17 protein-coding genes are annotated in these 19,653 nt (G+C 63.2%); 6 read left to right on the top strand and 11 right to left on the bottom strand.

Annotation, left to right across the window (positions count from 1 at the left end; genetic code table 11):
- Positions 1 to 205: 205 nt before the first annotated feature.
- Both AC07Y0_RS00910 and mog read left to right on the top strand, forming a co-directional pair.
- Entirely contained in the window at positions 206 to 1,963 is a 1,758-nt protein-coding gene (locus AC07Y0_RS00910) for a chemotaxis protein (RefSeq protein ID WP_498673622.1), read from the top strand.
- 216 nt (positions 1,964 to 2,179) lie between these two features.
- Positions 2,180 to 2,701 carry a molybdopterin adenylyltransferase gene (gene mog, locus AC07Y0_RS00915; RefSeq protein ID WP_498673624.1) on the top strand — a complete coding sequence of 174 codons (522 nt, stop codon included), beginning with the start codon at positions 2,180 to 2,182 and terminating at the stop codon, positions 2,699 to 2,701.
- A 36-nt stretch (positions 2,702 to 2,737) separates the two neighbouring features.
- Here the strand turns inward: mog and atzF are convergent, their stop codons facing one another.
- From atzF to AC07Y0_RS00955, 8 genes are read right to left on the bottom strand one after another with little or no spacing between them, the layout of a single operon-like run.
- On the bottom strand, positions 2,738 to 4,543 hold the full coding sequence (gene atzF / locus AC07Y0_RS00920; RefSeq protein WP_498673626.1) for an allophanate hydrolase: 1,806 nt from the start codon (positions 4,541 to 4,543) through the stop codon (positions 2,738 to 2,740).
- Positions 4,543 to 4,893: a cupin domain-containing protein gene (locus AC07Y0_RS00925; protein WP_028739228.1), complete on the bottom strand. Its 351-nt coding sequence runs from the start codon at positions 4,891 to 4,893 to the stop codon at positions 4,543 to 4,545. The genes atzF and AC07Y0_RS00925 overlap by 1 nt, the downstream gene beginning before the upstream one ends.
- Entirely contained in the window at positions 4,886 to 5,554 is a 669-nt protein-coding gene (locus tag AC07Y0_RS00930; RefSeq protein WP_498673628.1) for a cysteine hydrolase family protein, read from the bottom strand. Before AC07Y0_RS00930 ends, AC07Y0_RS00925 begins: the two co-directional genes overlap by 8 nt.
- On the bottom strand, positions 5,554 to 7,101 hold the full coding sequence (locus AC07Y0_RS00935) for an ABC transporter ATP-binding protein (RefSeq protein ID WP_498673630.1): 1,548 nt from the start codon (positions 7,099 to 7,101) through the stop codon (positions 5,554 to 5,556). The genes AC07Y0_RS00930 and AC07Y0_RS00935 overlap by 1 nt, the downstream gene beginning before the upstream one ends.
- On the bottom strand, positions 7,098 to 7,796 hold the full coding sequence (gene biuH, locus AC07Y0_RS00940) for a biuret amidohydrolase (protein WP_498680154.1): 699 nt from the start codon (positions 7,794 to 7,796) through the stop codon (positions 7,098 to 7,100). Before biuH ends, AC07Y0_RS00935 begins: the two co-directional genes overlap by 4 nt.
- A 28-nt stretch (positions 7,797 to 7,824) precedes the next feature.
- Positions 7,825 to 8,751, bottom strand: coding sequence for an ABC transporter permease (locus AC07Y0_RS00945; RefSeq protein WP_498673632.1), 927 nt, complete (start codon positions 8,749 to 8,751; stop codon positions 7,825 to 7,827).
- Positions 8,751 to 9,881 (bottom strand): ABC transporter permease, encoded by a 1,131-nt coding sequence (locus AC07Y0_RS00950; protein WP_498673634.1) that lies wholly within the window; start codon positions 9,879 to 9,881, stop codon positions 8,751 to 8,753. The genes AC07Y0_RS00945 and AC07Y0_RS00950 overlap by 1 nt, the downstream gene beginning before the upstream one ends.
- A 21-nt stretch (positions 9,882 to 9,902) precedes the next feature.
- Positions 9,903 to 11,033, bottom strand: coding sequence for a BMP family ABC transporter substrate-binding protein (locus tag AC07Y0_RS00955; RefSeq protein WP_498673636.1), 1,131 nt, complete (start codon positions 11,031 to 11,033; stop codon positions 9,903 to 9,905).
- A gap of 310 nt (positions 11,034 to 11,343) precedes the next feature.
- Here AC07Y0_RS00955 and AC07Y0_RS00960 point away from each other — a divergent pair, with 310 nt between their 5' ends.
- Positions 11,344 to 12,063, top strand: a complete 720-nt coding sequence (locus AC07Y0_RS00960) for a GntR family transcriptional regulator (RefSeq protein WP_498673638.1) — start codon at positions 11,344 to 11,346, stop codon at positions 12,061 to 12,063.
- Positions 12,064 to 12,075: 12 nt separating this feature from the next.
- On the opposite strand, the gene AC07Y0_RS00965 is transcribed toward AC07Y0_RS00960, so the two are convergent.
- The 3 genes from AC07Y0_RS00965 to AC07Y0_RS00975 all read right to left on the bottom strand — a co-directional run bounded on the left by AC07Y0_RS00965 (position 12,076) and on the right by AC07Y0_RS00975 (position 14,645).
- Complete coding sequence (locus AC07Y0_RS00965; RefSeq protein WP_498673640.1) at positions 12,076 to 12,678, bottom strand: transglutaminase-like cysteine peptidase; 603 nt, start codon at positions 12,676 to 12,678, stop codon at positions 12,076 to 12,078.
- Between the two features lie 266 nt (positions 12,679 to 12,944).
- Complete coding sequence (locus AC07Y0_RS00970; protein WP_498673642.1) at positions 12,945 to 13,724, bottom strand: metallophosphoesterase family protein; 780 nt, start codon at positions 13,722 to 13,724, stop codon at positions 12,945 to 12,947.
- A gap of 318 nt (positions 13,725 to 14,042) precedes the next feature.
- The gene (locus AC07Y0_RS00975; protein ID WP_498673644.1) at positions 14,043 to 14,645 is read right to left on the bottom strand and encodes a transglutaminase-like cysteine peptidase; all 603 of its coding nucleotides are present in this window, start codon (positions 14,643 to 14,645) and stop codon (positions 14,043 to 14,045) included.
- A gap of 768 nt (positions 14,646 to 15,413) precedes the next feature.
- Here AC07Y0_RS00975 and AC07Y0_RS00980 point away from each other — a divergent pair.
- The 3 genes from AC07Y0_RS00980 to AC07Y0_RS00990 all read left to right on the top strand — a co-directional run bounded on the left by AC07Y0_RS00980 (position 15,414) and on the right by AC07Y0_RS00990 (position 19,625).
- Positions 15,414 to 16,475, top strand: coding sequence for a polysaccharide biosynthesis/export family protein (locus AC07Y0_RS00980; RefSeq protein WP_498673646.1), 1,062 nt, complete (start codon positions 15,414 to 15,416; stop codon positions 16,473 to 16,475).
- A gap of 130 nt (positions 16,476 to 16,605) precedes the next feature.
- A complete protein-coding gene (locus AC07Y0_RS00985) occupies positions 16,606 to 17,268 on the top strand; it encodes a hypothetical protein (protein WP_498673648.1) in 663 nt (220 codons plus the stop codon).
- A gap of 77 nt (positions 17,269 to 17,345) precedes the next feature.
- Positions 17,346 to 19,625: a polysaccharide biosynthesis tyrosine autokinase gene (locus AC07Y0_RS00990; RefSeq protein ID WP_498673649.1), complete on the top strand. Its 2,280-nt coding sequence runs from the start codon at positions 17,346 to 17,348 to the stop codon at positions 19,623 to 19,625.
- The last annotated feature ends 28 nt before the right edge of the window (positions 19,626 to 19,653 follow it).

Here is a 19,653-nt window from a genome sequence, read left to right on the forward strand (position 1 = left end):
CAACTGCGTGCCAATTTTCGCATTTTTATCATGCTGTTAATCGCCGTCGCGCTAGGTGTGCTGCGAACGCGATTGCCGAGCGGTGGACCAGGCACCCCCTTCAGTATTGAGGGGAAAATTAAGGGTGTCCCGGAGATCGAAAGTAAAACGTTTCGAAATGATAATTTAGATAAATACAAAAAGACTCTCGAAAACGGAGAAAAAAGTGTCGAGGAATCAAGCAGCGGCCTTCGCCACAAGCCTCACACCCGCAGCCGGTCTCGCTGCGGGGCTCGAGAATGCCCGGTCCCGGATCGAGACGCGCTTCCTCGAAGGAGGCACGGTCCTGCTGGGGGTCCTCGATTCCGTTTCGAAGATGATCGACACGCTGGATGCCATGATGGTCTCGCTGAACGGCGAGGCCGCCGAGCGCACCCGGGCCGACCTTGCCCGCATCATGGCGAAGCTGACCGAGCTGCCCCGCCTCGAGGAGGATCGCCAGCACAGCCTGTCGAAGATTGCCGACATCGAGCATTCGCTCGTCGAAGAGGTCGGGCGGATGCGAGAGACGCTGCGCTATCTGCGCACCTTCGCGCTCACGGCGAAAATCACCGGTGCCGGCGTCAGCGAGTTTGCCGGTTTTGCCGAGGAGATCATCGATCGCATCCGCTATGGCAGCGATCAGGTCGAGAGCTTCGCCGCAAAGCTCGTCGAGCTTTCTGTTCAGCTCAAGCCGGCGGCCGCGCGCGGCCAGCAGATCCTCGCTAGCTACCGTGAACTCGTTCCGAAGATCGCCGCAGAACTCGCGCGGGGAGCCGGTCAGCTGACCGAGCACCACAACCAGCTTGCCGTTGCGGCAAAGTCGGTGCGCAAGCTTGCCGGCGCCGTCCAGGCGAAACTGGCGACCGTGCTTTCGGCCATGCAGGTCGGCGACATCACCCGCCAGCGTATCGAGCACTGCCAGTCGAGCCTTTCCTTCATCGACGACTATCTCGACAGCGCCGCGGGCCGGGCGCTTGATGCCGGACGGCGCTCGCGGCTTCACGCCTGCGTGCTGACGTTGGTGCATCGCCAGCTCGACCAGACGCGCGCCGACTTCCGCCGGGACACCGCCAAGATCGTCTCCACGGTCGGCAGCTTCAACAAGGATATTTCGGCGATCCTGTCCCTGCGGCAGGGCATGAACGATGACGAGGGGACCGGCAACAGCCTGATCCGCCAGCTGGAAACGAATATTGCCAGCGCCCAGGGCGTGGTCCAGACGGTGACGGCGACTGCCACCGAATCCGATGCGCTGAGCCGCAGCACCGGCCGGATCGTACGCGAGCTGCTCGACGGGATCGAGATCGTCCGGGTGGTGCGGACCGACATCCAGTACATGGCGCTCAACACGAACCTGCGCTGCAGCCGCATCGGCGAGGAAGGCCGGGCGATCAACGTCGTGACCGCCGAGCTTCGCGTCTTCGCCGGCCAGATGGACGACAGCGCCGAGAGCATCCTCGGACGGCTGCAGGAACTCGGCGTCTGCGCCGAGGCCCTGGCCGGGGGAGCGGATGTCACGGGAGATACCGAGATCGGCCTCTACCAGCAGCTGGCGGTGGCGCTCGACGACATCCGCCAGGCGGCCGACAGGATGGAAGCAAGCCTGACGGCGGTCGACCAGCAAGGCCGCGCCGCGGTCGAGCACATGGAGGCGACCATTGCCAAACTCGACTTCCAGGCGGAACTGGGCGACATCCTCGACCACTGTGCCGAACTCATTGCCGAGCAGACGCCAGCCAGCCTGCCTGATACCTCCGACCTGCACGGACCGATGGGTGAAGTCGGCTCCGGTATCGGGCGGCTCTATACCATGGCCGCCGAACGGGAACTGCATGCCAAGATCTTCGGCGCTTCGCCGGCAGCCACCGTCAGCCTGGCCGCAGCCGGGACCTCGGCCGCATCGGCTTTCGATGAAGAACTCTTTGACGAAGCGCTGTTCTAAGGGGCCGCACTCACCCGGCGCAATGCCGGAATTGCGGACAGGTCCCTTGCCGGGTCGCCGTGGCGAACGACTGCTGTGACGTATTCTCCGACGCAAGGGGTTGCATATCCGTTGCGCCGGCGGCCTCTTCGCCTGTATGGGTCTGCGAGTTCCGCTGATGGCGCGCGCCGCGCGCGGGGTCGGCGGTTCGCCCTATCCAGGCTCCGGGAGGACAGAATGCAGATTGCCATCGTCACCGTGTCGGACCGCGCCAGCCGCGGGCAGTACGAGGATCTGAGCGGGCCGGCGATCGAGGCCTGGCTGGAGGAGGTCATCACCTCGCCCTACCAGGTCGTCAAGCGGATCATCCCGGATGGGCTGGTGTCGGTGCGCGATGAGCTGATTGCGCTCTGCGACGAAAGCCAGGTCGACCTGATCCTCACCACCGGCGGAACCGGGCCCGCACCCCGCGACGAGACTCCGGAAGCCATGCGCGAGCTGCTCGTGAAGGAATTGCCGGGTTTCGGCGAACAGCTCCGGCGCGCCAGCCTCGAACAGACGCCGACCGCCATCCTGTCGCGCCAGACGGCCGGCACGCGTGGCAAGACGCTGATCATCAACCTGCCGGGCAAGCCGAGCTCGATCCGTTTCAGCCTCGACACCATCTTTGCTGCCGTGCCCTATTGCCTCGACCTGATCGGCGCCGGCCGCATTGAAACCGACCCGGCCCGCATCAAGGCTTTTCGCCCGGCTTCCTGACATTGCAGGCCCGAGGACGGCGACGCATCGCCGTCGTCATCCGGCCAGGCTCTGCATATAGGCGCGCCAGCCGCGATGCGCGGTGATGTCCTCGGCGCCGGTGAGGGCGATGGGTTCGACGAGAAAACCCTTGGCCGAGGTACCGTCCGAAAGCTCGATCGTGCCGATGCCGAGCGGCGCGGGGATGGCGGCGACGAAGCGGCCGAAGGCATCCGGCGTCAGTTGCCAGACCTCGACCTCGATCATCGCGCCATCGTCGCCTGAACTGCGGATCAGGCCCGGCTTCGGCGGCCTGGTGCCGGCGAGCGCATGCAGCCGGTAGGTCTCGGCAGTCCGTGCCGCGCGCGAAAACCGCGCATCGAGATCGCGAAGCTGGCTGTTGAGCGGCATGCCGGAGAGATGCGCGCCGACCACGACGAGATCGATCAGATCCTCATCGGCAGCCATCATCGGGGTCGCGCGTTCCGGAAGCATCCAGTTCGTCGCGCCGAGCGTCAGGCCGCTGGCGCCATGCAGGTCGGCGGCGAGCGAGGCCGTCAGTCCGTCCTTGCCGAAACCGGCGAGCAGCGTCACGTTGGCCGGCAGTCCGTCGCTGCGCTTTCCCGTTGGCACGGCGATGCCGCACATGTCGAGCAGGTTGACGAAATTGGTGTAGGTGCCGAGACGCGAATTTTCGCGGATCGGTTCGGCTTCCAGGTCCTCGACCGTGTAGTGGGTCGGGGCGGTCGGCACGCAGATCAGATCGACCGAAGCGATCACCGGGGCGAGCTTTCGCTTCAACGCCTGCAGGGCATAGAGACCGTCGAAGGCATCGGCTGCCGAGAGGTTCTTCGCCCCGCCATAGATCTTGCGCGTCACGGGATGGAAACTTGCCTCATGGGCGTCGAAGAAATCCCTGACCGCCGCATAACGCTCGGCCACCCAGGCGCCCTCGTAGAGCAGGTTGGCGGTCGCGTAGAAATCGGCAAAGGGCAGTTCGACGAGCTTGTGGCCCATGCCGGCCAGTGTGGAGAGCGCCGCGTCATAGGACGCTTCCATGACGACATCGCCGAAGAACTGGCGGTCGGCCTTTGCCGGAACCCCGATGGTCAGCACGGGCGGGGCGGTACCGTATCCCTCGGCACCCACTGAGCGGGAATAGGCATCGCTCTCGTCGGGTTTGGCTGCGACGGAAAAGACCCGCCAGGCGTCATCGACGGTCAGCGCGAAGATCGAGATGCAGTCGAGCGTGCGGCAGGCGGGAATGACGCCGGTCGTCGACAGAGCGCCGACGCTCGGTTTCAGCCCGACGATGTTGTTGAGCCCGGCGGGAATGCGCCCCGATCCGGCCGTATCGGTGCCGAGCGCGAAGCTGATGATGCCCTGGGCGGTCGCGACCGCCGAGCCGGAACTCGATCCGCCCGGCACGAGCCTCGGGTCGATGGCATTGCGCGGGGCGGGAAAGGGCGTACGCACGCCGACAAGGCCCGTGGCGAACTGGTCGAGATTGGTCTTGCCGATCACCAGCGCACCGGCTGCCTTCAACAGCCGCACGACCGTCGCATCCTTCTCGGGCAGGTAGGCATAGTCCGGGCAGGCGGCGGTGGTCGGCATGCCCGCAACGTCGATATTGTCCTTCACGGCAAAGGGAATGCCCCAGAGCGGCCTGGTGATCGGATCGAACGCGCCGAGCGCATCCGCCTGCGCCAGCAGCGAGGTCTTGTCGGCCAGATGCAGGAAAATGCCGGGGTCGTCGACGGCAGTGATCCGGGCGAAGACGAGGTCGATCATGGCTTCCGCCGTCCAGCCCGCGCGGTAGGCCGCGTGCAGCGAGGCGATATCGAAGGCTTGGGCATCGGTCATCAGAGATTCCCTTCGAGTATGGTCACGGGCCGGTCCCACTGGATCAGCACGACGCAGCCGGTCTCGCTCCAGACGGAGTGCTCCGTGCCGGTCGCGTTGACGACCAGCGAGCCGGTGCCGTAGTCGCCGGCCTCGTCGGACTGGCTGCCGTCCAGGACGAAGATGGTTTCGAGGCCCTCGTGGCGGTGAAGCGGCACCGACGCGCCTGCATCGTATTTGAGAAGCGCGACGCCCGGTTGGTCGTCGTCGAAGGGTCTGATCCAGTGGATCGTGACACCGTCACGAAAGGGTCTGAAGTCCAGCTCTTTCCAGCCGCCGGACGTCAGGTTTTCACGCATTGCATCAGGCACAGGCTAATCCTTCCAGTAGATCGTCGAGATGGGCGGTCCAGCCGACGATCGCGCCTTGGGCGCGGATCATCTCGATGGCTGCGGCCTTGAATTGGGGAAAGTAGCTTTCGGTCGCCTCCTCGACGAGCAGGCATTCGTAACCGCGATCGTTTGCCTCGCGCATGGTCGTCTGCACGCAGACCTCGGTGGTGACGCCGGCGAACACGAGCTGGCTGATGCCGCGCTCCTTCAGGATCTCGCCGAGCGGCGTGGCGTAGAAGGCGCCCTTGCCGGGTTTCTCGATGACGATCTCGCCGTCAATCGGTGCCAGTTCGGCAAGGATCGCCGTGCCGGGCTCGCCGGCGATCAGGATGCGGCCCATGGGTCCTTCGTCGCCGATGCGGAGCGAAGGGTTGCCACGGTCGCGTTTGGCGGGCGGCAAGTCGGAGAGGTCCGGCCGGTGGCATTCCATGGTGTGGATGACCGGCAGCCCGGCTTCGCGAAAGCCCTCGATCAGCCGCTTGACGTCGGGCACGATCTTTCCCACCCGGGCGACGTCGTTGCCGAGGCTCGCACCGAAACCGCCTGCCTCGGCAAAATCGCGCTGCATGTCGATGACGATCAGCGCCACGGCATGGCGCCTCAAGGGGAAGGCGAAGGGTCGTGCGACGATGTCGGTCATCAGTGATGCCCTGCCATATGGGCGCCGATGACGGAAATATCCGCCTCGCGCGCCGGAGTATCGTAGACCAGCTTGCCGTCTGACATCACCATGATGCGGTCGGACATTTCCATCAACTCGTCGAGATCCTCCGAGATCAGCAGGACGGCGGTGCCGGCATTGCGCGCCTTCATGATGCGGGCACGGATTTCCGCCACGGCGGAGAAATCGAGGCCGAAGCAGGGATTGGCGACGATCAGCAGGTCGACCTCGCCTGTCAGTTCGCGGGCGAGCACCGCGCGCTGCACATTACCGCCGGAGAGCGATGCGATCGGCGAGGCGGGGGAGGCGGTCTTGACCTTGAAGTCGGAAATCAGCGCGGCACCCCGCTTGCGCATGGACCTGCCGTCGAGCCAGGTGGCATTGCCGCCGGCCTTCTTCACGTCGAAGGTGCGGAAAGCAAGGTTTTCCGTCACCGTCATGCGCGGCGCGCAGGCATTGGCGAGCGGTTCCTCGGGAATGAAACGCACGTTGTTCTCCCGGGTCTCGGCCCGCGTCGCGCCATAGCGTTTTCCCTTGATGATGACCTCGCCCGCCTCGGTCGGCCGCTGGCCGGCCAGCACTTCGGCAAGTTCCTTCTGGCCGTTGCCGGAAATGCCGGCAATGCCGACGATTTCGCCGGCGTGCACGACGAGCTTGTCGATGTCGATCGTCTTCAGACCGGTGCGGTCCGGCGCGCGGACGTTCTCGATGGCGAGAATGGGGGCCGCATCGTTGGCGACCGGCAGGCGCGTGTCGAGTTCGGCCAGCTTGACGTCGCCGATCATCATCGCCGCCATGTCCTTCGTCGAAAGCTCGGACACCTTGCCGCCGCCCATCAGTCTGCCGCGGCGGAGAACGGAGACGGCATCGGCGAACTTCGTCACCTCGTGGAACTTGTGGCTGATCATCAGCACGGTCAGCTCGCCGCGCTCCGTCATGGCGCGCACGAGGCCGAGCATGTCGTCGGCCTCCGCCGGCGTGAGGACCGAGGTCGGCTCGTCGAGGACGAGAAAGCGGCGGCCGAGATAGAGTTGCTTGATGATCTCGAGTTTCTGCTTTTCGCCCGCCGCGAGCTCGCTGACCGGGCGGTTGAGCGGAATGTCGAAGGGCATGGTTTCCATGAAGGCGGAAAGCCCCTGGCGCTCCTTCGCCCAGTTGATCACCGCGGGCACCTCCGTCCGGCTGATCACCAGGTTCTCCGCTCCGGTGAGCGACGCGACGAGGGTGAAATGCTGGTAGACCATGCCGAGACCGTGGGTGGCCGCATCGCGGGGAGAGGCGATCGCCACTTCCCGATCGTCTACCTGCAACTGCCCGGACGTCTGACGGTAGAAGCCCATGATGCATTTGACCAGCGTCGACTTGCCGGCGCCGTTCTCGCCGAGAAGGGCATGGAACGAGCCCGGCGCGACCTTGATCGACACCTGGTCGAGCGCGGTGAAGGAACCGAAGCGCATGGTCATGTCCACCGTCTCGATGCCGACGGCGGGGATGGTCTTGTGCGGGGGGATATCGCCGATGATCATGGCAATTGCCTCACAAGCGTTCCTGAGTTGGAGACGGAGCCGAACACGCCGCCCTGCATCTTGACCATCTTGATCGCCGCGAGGTGATTGCCGTAGTCGGTCGCGCCGCAGCAATCCTCGAGTAGCAGGCATTCGAAACCGCGGTCGTTGGCCTCGCGCATGGTGGTGGACACGCAGACATCGGTGGTGATGCCGGTCAGGATGATATTCTCGATGCGCTTCTGGTTGAGGATCAGTTCGAGATCGGTGGCGCAGAACGAGCCCTTGCCGGGCTTGTCGATGATGACCTCGCCGTCGATCGGGTAGAGTTCCTCGATGATGTCCCAGCCCGGCTCGCCGCGCACCAGGATGCGGCCGCAGGGGCCCGCATCGCCGATGCCGGCATTTATGCGCTGGGAACGCCAGCGCTTGTTGGCCGGCAGGTCGGCGAGGTCCGGCCGGTGGCCCTCGCGCGTGTGGATGATGTGGTAACCCTTGGCCCGCATGGCGGCCAGCACACGCTTGATCGGCTCGATCGGCGCCCGCACCAGGGCGAGGTCGTAGCCCATGTGATCGACATAACCGCCGGGACCGCAGAAATCCGTCTGCATGTCGATGATGATGAGCGCCGTGTTGTCGGGCCGGAGCTTGCCGTTATAGGGCCAGTTGTAGGGATCGGCGTCGATGTAGCTAAGGTCGGACGCGGCCGGGGCGATGGAGGCGAGGCTGTTCACGTCGGTGCTCCTATTTGACGAGGGAGAGGGCGCCGGGCATGCCGGCAATCGGGCGGGTCGGGGAGGACGTGGCGATCATGATGATCAGCGTCATCACGTAGGGTGCTGCGTAGAAGAGATAGTAGCCCTGGCTGACGCCGACCGACTGCAGGGCAGGTCCGAGCGCGCCGGCGCCGCCGAACAGGAGCGAGGCGAGGAAGCAACCGATGGGATTCCAGCGGGCGAAGATGACCAGCGCCACGGCCATCAGGCCTTGCCCTGAGGAAATGCCTTCGTTCCAGGAGCCGGGATAGAAAAGCGACAGATAGGCGCCGCCGATGGCGGCCAGCGCGCCACCGGCGGCAGTGGCGACGAGGCGGATCGTATCCGGATTGAGCCCCATGGCACGCGCCGCATCCGAGCTGTCGCCGACCACCCGGAGGATCAGGCCGGGGCGGGTGTTCTTCAGCGCCCACCAGAGGAAGACGGCGAGCGCTGCCCCGATCAGGAAGAGCACGTTGATGTTCAGCGCGGACTGCACCTGCGGCAGGCTCGACCAGTTGCCAAGCGCAATCGAGGGCAGCTTGGGTGCCGAGGGCTGGATGAAGGGCTTGCCGAGAAAGAAGGCGAGGCCGAGGCCGAACTGCATCATGGCGATGCCGATGGCGATGTCGTTGACCTTCGGAAACTTGCAGATGAAGCCGTGGATCAGGCCGAACAGAGCGCCGGTGGTCATGGCGGCAACGACGCCGAGCCAAGGCGAGCCGGTCATGACGGCGACCGCATAGGCGCTCATCGCGCCGAAGACCAGCGTGCCCTCGAGGCCGAGATTGATGCGGCCCGAGCGTTCGGTGATCGTCTCGCCGAGGCTGACGAAGATGAACGGGGTGGAGACGCGGATCGCGCCGGCCAGCACCGCGAGCGGCACGCCCCAGAAACCCAAGGCTGTCTCGTTCATCACGCGCTCCTTTTCCACAGATCGGGGTTGAAGGCCTTGAAGCGGCCGTAGAGCGTTTCGCAGAACAGGATGACGACGAAGAGCGTGCCCTGAAGCACGAGAACCGTCGCATCCGGCAGGCCCATGCGGCGCTGGATCAGCCCGCCCGAGGCATCGATGCCGCCGAGCAGGATGGCGACCGGGATGATCGCCAGCGGATTGTGGCGGGCGAGGAAGGCGACGAGGATGCCGGCATAGCCGTAGCCGGCGATCAGTGCGCCGTTGGCGCTGCCCTGCACGGCGGCGACCTCGATCGTGCCGGCAAGCCCGGCAAAGGCGCCGGCGAGTGCCGTCAGCCCGACCACCAGCCGGCCGACCGGCAGGCCCTGGATCTGGGCGGCGCGGACATTGCCGCCAGCCACCCGGGCGGCAAAGCCGAAGCTCGTCCGCTCGATCAGGATCCACGAGCCGATGCAGGCCAAAACGCCGATCACCAGACCCCAATGCACGTCCATGCCGGGGATCTTGCCGAGCATGAACTCCGGCGGAAGCTGGACCGTCGACGGCTTGTTGAGGCTGGCCGGATCGCGCAGCGGTCCTTCGATCAGGTGGTTCATCAGGGCGATGGCGATGTAGGAGAGCAGCAGCGAGGCAATGGTCTCGTTGACGCCGCGATAGTGGCGCAGGAAACCGGCGAGCCCGATCCAGATGCCGCCGATCACCATGCCGGCAAGGGCCATCAGCAACCACGCGAGGAGCGGCGGCGCGCTGCCGATCAGCGGAACGGCGATTGCGGCCCCGGCCAGGCCGCCGAGCACGACCGCCCCTTCCGCGCCGATGACAACGAGGCCGAGACGGGCGGGGAGCGCGACGCAAAGGGCCGTCAGCAGGAGCGGCGCTGCCCGGCTCAGCGAGTTCTGGATGGAGAACCAGCTGCCGAAGCCGCCGGCATACATCAGTTGGAAGAGCTGCATCGGGGACTTGCCGATCGCCGCGATGAACACGGAAAATAGTGCCAGTCCGACGATGACGGCAAAAAAGGCGATCGCCACCGGCTCGGCTCGCCGCGCCAGCCCTTCGAGGACGGGTCGGGCGTATCCGGCCCGCCCGGTGAACGGCGGCAGTGTTGGCATGTTGGCTTCGATGGTCATGACGCCGCCGCTCCGTTCAGGTTACGAGGTCGAGCCGACGACACCTTCGACGAGATAGTCCATGCTCTCGAGCTCGATCGCATCCTCGGGGAAGGACTTGCCCTCGGCGACGACGACATTGCCCTTGTTGTCCTTGATGCCGCCCTTGAACACCGAGAAGCCGCCGGCCATGATCTCGCCGAGCGTCGTCTCGAACTGCTTGCGGCCGGCTTCGGGAACCGCTGGGCCGAGCGGGCTCATCTTGACGAAGCCGTCCTTCAAGCCGCCGCGGACGAAATTGCCGAGCTTTTCGCCGGCCTGGGCCTTCTTCACGAAGTCGCTATAGACATTGCCCCAGGCCCATTCGGCGCCCGTGAGGTATTTCTCCGGTGCGAGCGGGCTCTGGTTGGCGTGGTAGCCGCAGACAAAGGCGCCGCGGCCGGCGGCCGTCTCGACCACGACCTTCGGGCTGTCGACATGGCAGGTGATGACATCGGCGCCCTGGTCGACAAGGGCATTCGTCGCTTCGGCCTCCTTGACGGCGAGCGACCATTCGCCGGTGAAGATCACCTGGCAGGTGATGGCCGGTTCGACGGAACGGGCGCCGAGCAGGAAGGAATTGATGTTCTGCAGCACCTGCGGAATGGGCTTGGCGGCGACGAAGCCGATCTTCTTGCTCTTGGTGGCGTGGCCGGCGGCGATGCCGTTCAGATACTGGCCCTGGCCGATGTAACCGAAATAGGAGCCGGTATTTTCCGGGTGGACGCCTTCCTTCCACATGCCGCCGCAATGGCGGAACTGCACGTCGGGGTACTTCTGCGCCATCTCCAGCATGTGGGGGTCGAAATAGCCGAACGAGGTCGGGAAGACGAGCGACGCGCCGTCGAGATTGATCATCGATTCCATGGTCTTCTGGACATCGACCGTCTCGGGGACGTTTTCTTCCTCGATCACGGTCACGCCGGGCATGGCCTTGATCACGGCTGCGCCTTCGGCGTGCGCCTGGTTGTAGCCGTAGTCGTCCTTCGGGCCGACATAGATGAAGCCGACGGTAAGCGCCGCTTGCGCGGCGGCAGTCGAGCCGAGGAGACCGGGAGCAAAACCGGCCAGGGCGACGCCGGTGGCGGAGGATTTCAGAAAGCTGCGGCGGTTCATGTGAAGGAGTTTGGTCATGGGAATGCTCCTTGTGGCGGCAAAAGCCTGTTTCAAATGGCGACAAGGTAAAGTGTATGCAATCACCATGCCAGAAATTAAATCATTGATATATATGTGTTAAATTCTGAGTGCTTGCGTGTGTAGCGCAAAGTGTATGCAGTTTTCGAGGAGAAATGGCCAATAAATCATCATTGTTTGAAAAATGTGCTCAGCTTTCAAAGAAAATGACGGAATGGCAGCGTGCTTCCGTTTCGACGGCATGCCGAATGTCAAAAAAGCGAAGTTAATCAGTTGCTAAGCTGTCAGGTTTGACTCGTTCGGAATTGCCATGCATCTGTATGCAGACGTGAAGAAAGCCGAGTCGCGCGTGAACACACCGAAGAAGAGAGAGATTGTCCGCACCGGCACCACCGTCGAGCAGATGGTGCGGGCCATCGCCGACATGATTGTGACCGGGCAGATGAAGCCGGGCGACAAGCTGGACGAAATCTCGCTGGCGGGCCGTTTCGAGGTCTCACGAACCCCGGTGCGGGAGGCTCTTCGCGAGCTTTGCGCCATGGGGCTTGTCGATCGACAGCCGAATCGCAGTGCGGAAGTCACCAATGTGACCGGCCACTATCTCTCCTCCATGTTCGAGGCCATGGCGGAGCTTGAAGGCGTCTGCGCACGGCTTGCGGCGGCGCGCATGACGGTTGACGAACGCCATGCGCTCGAGACCATGCACCGGGCTTCCGCGCGCCTCGTCCATTCCGGCAATGAAGAAGCCTATGCCGCGCACAACATGGATTTCCATACGCTGCTTTATCGCGGCGCTCACAATGATCACATCTATGATCTCGTGACCCAGACCCGCGCCCGCTTGGCTCCGTTCCGCCGCGCGCAGTTTCGTCTGCCGGGCCGGCTCAGCCGATCCTTCGAGGAGCATCAGGCGATCGTCTCGGCGATCCTCAAGGGCGACGCCGCAGCCGCGGGCAAGGCTGCCTATTCCCACGTATCCATCGTGCGGGATGCCAGCACGGTCTTTGCCTCGGAGGCAAAGGCCGTGTGACCCGGAAACGCCTCACATATTATACCAGATGCGGGGATTGTCTCCGGACTGGATCTTGACCCATCTGAGGTCGGTGTTCTTCCAGTTGCGGATGGCGGTGGCGCGGTTGTCGAGCACGAGGTCGCCGCGGCTGGTCTTGACGACGAGCACGGCATGGCCTTCGCCGGAACCGGTGCGGGCGACCGCGATGCGCAGGGCGCGCGGCGACCAGCCCATGGCGATCAGGCGTTTGCGCTTGATCAGGGCGAAGTCCTCGCAGTCGCCGCTGCCGCCGGAGACCTGCCAGACGTCGCCGCCGTCGATCGCCGAAGAGTCGTTGATGGCGCGAACCGAGCGGTTGACGCTGGCATTGACGCGCTTCAGCTGGGCTTCGCGGTAGGAGGTGAGTGCGACGACCGAGGAGCCGCTGCTCTTCTTGCATTCGGACGGGTTCTGCATGCAGAACTTGACGTGGGCGAAGGGTGCAAGGGTGGGCGTCCTTGCGGCGATGAAGCTGACGGCGGGCGTGTCGCGCAGATTGCGGGCAAAGCCGCCCGGGCCGGCGGCGGCCGAGGGATTGGCGCTCATGAAGGCCGTCATGGTGACGACGGCGGTGGCAAGCAGTGTCTTCAGCATGTCTTCAATCCCCGTTCAACCATTGCCGCCTGCTTGCATGCAGGCTGTCCTTTGCGGAATTCATCCGTTGGCACAGAGATTAGCCGGGGTGTTTTGCAGCGCACTTAAACGGATGCCGACAATTTTAGCGAATTGCCGTTTTTTCCCGTTTCGGCACAGAGTATTGTCCGACGGCAGCGGAAACGGTCGATCTCAGGCGGGATGGGATGCGCCTGCTTGCCTGGCGTGGGACCGGACAGGGCAATCTCGGCGGTCTGCCGCGTCCTTCACAATTCCTCGATCTTGCCGCCGGCGATCTTCAAGACGGCCAGGTGGCCGGTCGCGAAGGCTCCGGTGTCGATGCAGATGCGGCCTCTTCCATAGATGACCTGCGGCGCCGGGGTGTGGCCGTGCACCACGACCAGCGGCAGTTCCGGGCCGCGGCTGAGGAAGGGTTCGCGGATCCACATGAGATCCTCGTCGCTCTGCGCCTCCAGCGGTAGTCCGGGCCTGATGCCGGCATGGACGAAGGCAAGGCGACCGATGGTCAGCAGACAAGGCAGCGATTTCAGATAGTCCACCTGGTCCTGGGGGACCGTCTCCCGCGCCAGCTCGGCCAGTTGCTCCAGACCGCGCGGGCGGTCCAGGATGTGGCTGGCATCGATGCCATAGGAAAAGAGGGTCGCATGGCCGCCGAGTTGCAGCCAGCTCACATGCGCCGTGGGGTCGGCCAGGAAGCGCAGGAACAGCTCGTCATGATTGCCACAGAGGCTGATCCGTTCGAAGCCTGCTGGCGGCGGTGCGATCAGGTGTTCGAGAACCTGCCGCGAATTGGGCCCGCGGTCGATATAGTCGCCGAGCATGACGATGAGCTTCTTGCCGTCGACACTTGCGGCGTCGCGCAGAATGCGTACTTCAGCCGCGAGCAATTCGGTCCGGCAGCCATGGACGTCGCCAATGGCGTAGATGGCGGAAAACTCGGCCTCGTGCTCGAACGACAATCTGCTACGCCCCTCGATCGCGGCCGTCTGACCGTTGCGGAACAGTTTCCGTAGCAATCCTCTCATTCAGGCTGCGCTCCGTGACTTGTGCTCGACGTGTTCAGGCGACCAGAATACGTGGTCGACGCTGGGTGAGCTACTCCGGACCCCGCGAGAAGATCGTGTGCCGAAGGCGCATCCGTCACTACAGGAAGCAAAGAGACGGCGCTAGCCGGGAGGTTGGCCTTCGTTGGTCCTATCCAGGTCGGCTTGCGATTGGCCGATCGGCACGCTCTGTGCCGGTGCCGTCTGTTCCCGCGCATATATATAAGGTGGGCCGGCGTGACGATCGCGGCGAAGTCATGCATCGCCTTTCCTGCCGTCTCGCTCGGCGGAGCGGAAAGTTCACATATTATACCAGATGCGGGGATTGTCTCCGGACTGGATCTTGACCCATCTGAGGTCGGTGTTCTTCCAGTTGCGGATGGCGGTGGCGCGGTTGTCGAGCACGAGGTCGCCGCGGCTGGTCTTGACGACGAGCACGGCATGGCCTTCGCCGGAACCGGTGCGGGCGACCGCGATGCGCAGGGCGCGCGGCGACCAGCCCATGGCGATCAGGCGTTTGCGCTTGATCAGGGCGAAGTCCTCGCAGTCGCCGCTGCCGCCGGAGACCTGCCAGACGTCGCCGCCGTCGATCGCCGAAGAGTCGTTGATGGCGCGAACCGAGCGGTTGACGCTGGCATTGACGCGCTTCAGCTGGGCTTCGCGGTAGGAGGTGAGTGCGACGACCGAGGAGCCGCTGCTCTTCTTGCATTCGGACGGGTTCTGCATGCAGAACTTGACGTGGGCGAAGGGTGCAAGGGTGGGCGTCCTTGCGGCGATGAAGCTGACGGCGGGCGTGTCGCGCAGATTGCGGGCAAAGCCGCCCGGGCCGGCGGCGGCCGAGGGATTGGCGCTCATGAAGGCCGTCATGGCGACGGCGGCGGTGGCAAGCAGTGTCTTCAGCATGTCTTCAATCCCCGTTCAACCATTGCCGCCTGCTTGCATGCAGGCTGTCCTTTGCGGAATTCATCCGTTGGAACAGAGATTAGCCGGGGTGTTTTGCAGCGCACTTAAACGGATGCCGACAATTTTAGCGAATTGCCGTTTTTTCCCGTTTCGGCACGATTGACGGTTCCTGCGGCGAGCCCTGGCCACAGCGCGGAACCCGTGGCCTGGGGATTGGCACCGTGCCGGAAACCGCACTCGTCTCAGAGGCGATCGATCGCTCGTCGCCCAAAGTATGGGCGCTAAGACAAAAAAATCGGCGGCCTTTTTTGGGTAAATCATCAATTTGCATCGAGTAATGCACGAAAATTATGCAGATAGCGAGTAATAAACTCCTGAATGTCGGAGTCTTTCCAAGGAGCTCATCCTTGGAATTGTGACAGTTTCAAGAACCTCTTATATAGTCAAAGTCATATTTAAGTCGATCTCTACAGATGTGTTAAATCGAGATTTTATATTCGGAGTTTATGTTGTATCACGGCCACAGTATTGTACTGTTATTCTCAAGTGCGGTCGAATCGGGACACAAAATGGTTGCGCTATGCGTGTTGATGATAGTTACATCAATTCAAATTTTAGGATGATCATATGCGCCCCATGTCGTCTAAGCTGAGCGTCATTGTAATTTCATCTCTCCTGGCGAGCTGTGCTGCGGTGCCGAATGCGGGCCCGTCATACCGTGCCATTGAGGGACAGGCGGCTGTAAAGCTGTCGACTAAGGACAAGAAGGTGGGCATCGACTATGTGCTGATCGACATCAACAAGACCATTCTGGGCTATTTCCAGTCCGAGACGGTTTCGTCCCTGAAGGATGGTTTCGGCGGTGGCCGCGGCGGCGCTCCGACCATTCCGCTCGGTGTCGGGGATGCCATTGAAGTCTCGATCTTCGAAGCCCAGGCCGGCGGCCTCTTCATTCCCAGCGATGCGGGCAGCCGTCCCGGCAACTTCATCACCCTTCCTGCCCAGCAGATCGACAGCAACGGCAGCATATCGGTTCCCTATGCCGGCCGTATCCGCGCCGCAGGGCGCGCCAAGGAGCAGGTCGAGCGCGAGATCGAGGATCTGCTGGCCAATCGCGCCATCGAACCGCAGGTCGTGATCACGGTCACGGAACGCAAATCGAGCCAGGTCGCTGTGCTCGGTGATGTCAATGATCCGCAGAAGGTCGAGATTTCGTCGGGTGGCGAGCGCGTGCTTGATGTCATCTCGACGGCCGGCGGCATCAGTGCGCCGGGTATCGAGACCTACATTACCTTGCAGCGCAACGGTCGCACCGCGACGATTTCCTACAACAAGCTGTCCAATTCGCCCGCCGAGAACATCTATGTCGCCCCCGGCGATACGATCTTCGTCAATCGCGAGCGGCGGACCTTCCTCGCCTTCGGCGCCTCCGGCGCCAATGGCCGCTTCGATTTCGAGGAATCGACGCTTTCGCTGGGCGAGGCGCTCGCCAAGTCCGGTGGTCTGCTCGACAATCGTGCCGAGCCGGCGCAGGTCGTGCTCTACCGCACGGTCGATGCGAAGACGCTGCACAAGCTGAATATCGACACGTCATCGTTCCAGACGGATCAGATCCCGGTCATCTTCCGCGCCAACATGCGTGATCCGTCCGCCTTCTTTGCGGTTCAGAAGTTCGCGATGCAGGACAAGGATATCCTGTACGTCTCGAACCATGACTCCGTCGAACTGATCAAGTTCCTCGACATCGTCAACTCTGTCTCGTCGACAGCATCCGGCGTCTCGTCCGATGTCGTGGCGACCCGCGATGCGGTTCGGGAAATAGCGGATTGATCGAAGGCCAAGAATATCTTGTTAGGTTAAGCTTAATTTAGTGGGATATTCTACATTGCATTGCAAAATGCCTTCCGATGTGTTTATGTTGTTAAAAGTAAATTAACTGCGTTTCTGAGGGAAGATCGAGATGACGGTGTCCAAGGTAACCTGCAAGTTCGCTGCCGGCTTTGCTGTCGCTATGCTTGCTTCGAGTGCATTTGTGTCCGGCGCCTCGGCTCAGGAGACCATGGCTCCGGTGGCTTGCTTTCAGTCGCCGGCCAAGCTCAGCGAGGGCGACATCGCCGCATTCCTCGCTACTCCGGCCTCGCTTCTGACGGAAAATCCCAGCGGCGGTCTGCCTTTGTCGAGCCGCGCTCGCGCTCTCGCCGGTTCCAGTTCCGGTACGATTGACGCGATCCTGGCTCTGGTTCCGGATGCCAATGCCGATCAGAAGGCGGCAATCGGCTCCGGTCTTGCCCGTGCGGCCCGCGCTTGCGCGGCCTCCAATCCCGAATATGCGGCGCTGATCCAGGAAAAGGTCGCCGGCGTCAATTCGCCGGAACTGGTGACAGCCTTCCTTGCTGCCAGCAACGAAGTCCAGACGGCGGCGCTCGGCGGTCTGACCGGCGGTGCAACCGGTGGCGGCGGTGCAGCAGGTATCGGCGGCGGCGGCAATGCCGGTCTCGGTACCGCCGGACTGGGTGGTGACACGGTCTACAGCCAGGGCAGTGGCGGCTTCTCCACGAGCGGTAGCGGCCAGTACTTCGGTTCGTCCAACAACGGCAACGGCAGCGTCAGCCCGACGCAATAAGACTCTCCGTGTCTTGATCCTGAATGCCGCCGCGTAAGTGACGGCATATGATTTTGGTTGTTTTGTGAGGTGCTTTGTTGCTGTCCCCAGATAAGATCGCCTCCCGTGATGCAAGTGAGTGGGGATCGGATACTGGATCGGACGCTTCGGGCGACCTCGAAAAGCTGATCGCGATCGCCCGCCGCCAATGGCGTGTGGTGGCCGTTTCGGTGGTGGCGACCTTGGTCGTCGCTTTCGGATATATACTGACCGCCGTGCCGCTCTACACGGCCAATACCTCCGTTCTCATCGACCGCAGCAAAAGCAGCATCGTCGACCAATTGTCGGCAATGGGCGGGGTCGATGCGGACGAGGCATCCATTCTCAGCCAGGTCGAGCTTCTGCGTTCGGACAGCATCGCCGGCGCCGTCGTCACGAAGTTGAAGCTGGCCGACGATCCAGGCTTCATGGCGTCGGGCGGCTCTGCGGTTCCTTCGGTCACCGGCATCATCGGCAGTCTTTTCAGTTTCACCGGCTGGTTCGCGCCGAATGTCGAAACCGCCGAGGATATCGAGAGAAAGAAGAACGCGGCGATCTCCAGGCTCTTGTCGGGTCTCGAAGTCTCCCGCGTCGGTCGCAGCTTCGTCCTCGAAATCAGCTACACCTCGCCCAGCGCCGGTGAAGCGGCCCGCATCGCCCGGGCCGTTGCCGATGCCTATCTGGTCGACAAGCTGGAATCCAAGTATGACGCCACGCGCCGTGCCAGCATCTGGCTGCAGGAGCGTATCGACGAGCTGAAGCAGAAGGCGGTGGAATCGGATCTCGCTGTGCAGAAGTTCCGCGCCGAAAACGGCCTGGTGACGGCGGATGGACGCCTGGTCAGCGACCAGCAATTGACCGAGTTGAACAGTGCCTTGATCGTGGCGCAGGCTGATGTCGCCAAGGCGCAGGCGCGTTACGACCGCATCAAGTCGATCATCGATTCCGGCCGGACAGACGCGATCGTCACCGACGTGCTGGACAGTTCGATCTCCAACGATCTGCGCAAGAAGTATCTGGAAGCGTCCAAGCTCGAGGCGGAGATCTCGAACCGGCTCGGGCCGAACCATGTGCAGGCCGTGCGGCTTCGCTCCGAGATGAGCGAGTTCCAGCGGCTGATGTTCGAGGAGCTGGGACGCATCGCCGAGAGCTATCAGAGCGAAGTGACGGTCGCCCAATCGCGTCTGAAGTCTCTTCAGGAAAACGTGACCGCGGCCCAGGGCGCAAGCGCCAGTGCCGGCGAGAGCCAGGTACAGCTGCGCGAACTGGAACGCACCGCGGAATCCTATCGCAGCCTCTACCAGACATTCCTGCAGCGTTTCCAGGAAGCGACCCAGCAGCAATCCTTCCCCGTCACCGAAGCGCGTGTGATATCGGCAGCGACCATTCCGAGCGGTCCAAGCCATCCGCGCAAGCCGTTCATCCTGGCGCTCGGTCTTCTGCTCGGGATCGGCATCGGCGGAGCGATCGGCGCTTTCCGCGAGTTCCGCGACCGCTTCTTCCGCACCGGAGATCAGATCCGCGACGTTCTCGGTGTGGAGTTCCTCGGCAGCGCGCCTCTCGTGGCGGAAAGTGATGTGCCGGTCGCCAAGGGTGGCGACCATCCGCGCAATATCCGCCGGGCAAGCGCGATCACCAGCTATGTTCTCGACCACCCGCTGTCGATGTTCGCCGAAACGCTGCGCAGCACCAAGATTGCCGTCGATCTCGGCTCCAAGGTGGGCGGCGCCAAGGTCATCGGCATGATCTCGACCCTTCCGGGCGAGGGCAAGTCGACGGTGGCGATCAACTTCGCCGAACTGTTGGCCATGCAGGGGGCAAAGACCCTGCTGATCGACGCGGACCTGCGCAATCCTGGGGCGACGCGGGCGATCGGTCGCCATGCCGAGGCGGGTCTGCTCGAGGCGCTGATCGACAACCGACCGATCCGCGACCTGCTCCTTCTCGATCCGAAAACCAAGCTCGCCTTCCTGCCGGCCGTGGTCACGCGGCGTGTTCCTCACTCCTCGGAGCTTCTGGCCTCGCAGGCCATGCATGCGATCGTCGAGACGGCCAAGGACAATTTCGACTACATCATTCTCGACCTCCCGCCGCTCGCCCCGGTGGTCGATGCGCGCGCCGTGGCAGTGCGGGTCGACAGCTTCGTCTACGTGATCGAATGGGGCAAGACGTCGCGCAAGGCGGTTAGGACGGCCATGTTCGCCGACCAGGAAATCGTTCGCAAATGCGCCGGTGTTGTTCTGAACAAGGTCGACGAGGCGAAGATGAAGCTCTACCGGACCTATGGTTCGAGCGAGTATTACTATTCTCGCTATTCCTCTTACTATCACGAGGACTAGAACATTGTTCGTGTCGCGTGTCCGACCC

Source organism: Allorhizobium sp. GW101-3B10, assembly GCF_059424725.1.

What these genes read in the sequence shown, in the direction of transcription:
- AC07Y0_RS00945 (WP_498673632.1), bottom strand. Translation starts at nt 8,751, where the DNA reads ATGAACGAGACAGCCTTGGGTTTCTGGGGCGTGCCGCTCGCGGTGCTG.
- mog (WP_498673624.1), top strand. Translation starts at nt 2,180, where the DNA reads ATGCAGATTGCCATCGTCACCGTGTCGGACCGCGCCAGCCGCGGGCAG.
- AC07Y0_RS00985 (WP_498673648.1), top strand. Translation starts at nt 16,606, where the DNA reads ATGACGGTGTCCAAGGTAACCTGCAAGTTCGCTGCCGGCTTTGCTGTC.
- AC07Y0_RS00950 (WP_498673634.1), bottom strand. Translation starts at nt 9,881, where the DNA reads ATGACCATCGAAGCCAACATGCCAACACTGCCGCCGTTCACCGGGCGG.
- AC07Y0_RS00930 (WP_498673628.1), bottom strand. Translation starts at nt 5,554, where the DNA reads ATGACCGACATCGTCGCACGACCCTTCGCCTTCCCCTTGAGGCGCCAT.
- AC07Y0_RS00960 (WP_498673638.1), top strand. Translation starts at nt 11,344, where the DNA reads ATGCATCTGTATGCAGACGTGAAGAAAGCCGAGTCGCGCGTGAACACA.
- AC07Y0_RS00955 (WP_498673636.1), bottom strand. Translation starts at nt 11,033, where the DNA reads ATGACCAAACTCCTTCACATGAACCGCCGCAGCTTTCTGAAATCCTCC.
- AC07Y0_RS00965 (WP_498673640.1), bottom strand. Translation starts at nt 12,678, where the DNA reads ATGCTGAAGACACTGCTTGCCACCGCCGTCGTCACCATGACGGCCTTC.
- AC07Y0_RS00975 (WP_498673644.1), bottom strand. Translation starts at nt 14,645, where the DNA reads ATGCTGAAGACACTGCTTGCCACCGCCGCCGTCGCCATGACGGCCTTC.
- atzF (WP_498673626.1), bottom strand. Translation starts at nt 4,543, where the DNA reads ATGACCGATGCCCAAGCCTTCGATATCGCCTCGCTGCACGCGGCCTAC.
- AC07Y0_RS00935 (WP_498673630.1), bottom strand. Translation starts at nt 7,101, where the DNA reads ATGATCATCGGCGATATCCCCCCGCACAAGACCATCCCCGCCGTCGGC.
- AC07Y0_RS00970 (WP_498673642.1), bottom strand. Translation starts at nt 13,724, where the DNA reads ATGAGAGGATTGCTACGGAAACTGTTCCGCAACGGTCAGACGGCCGCG.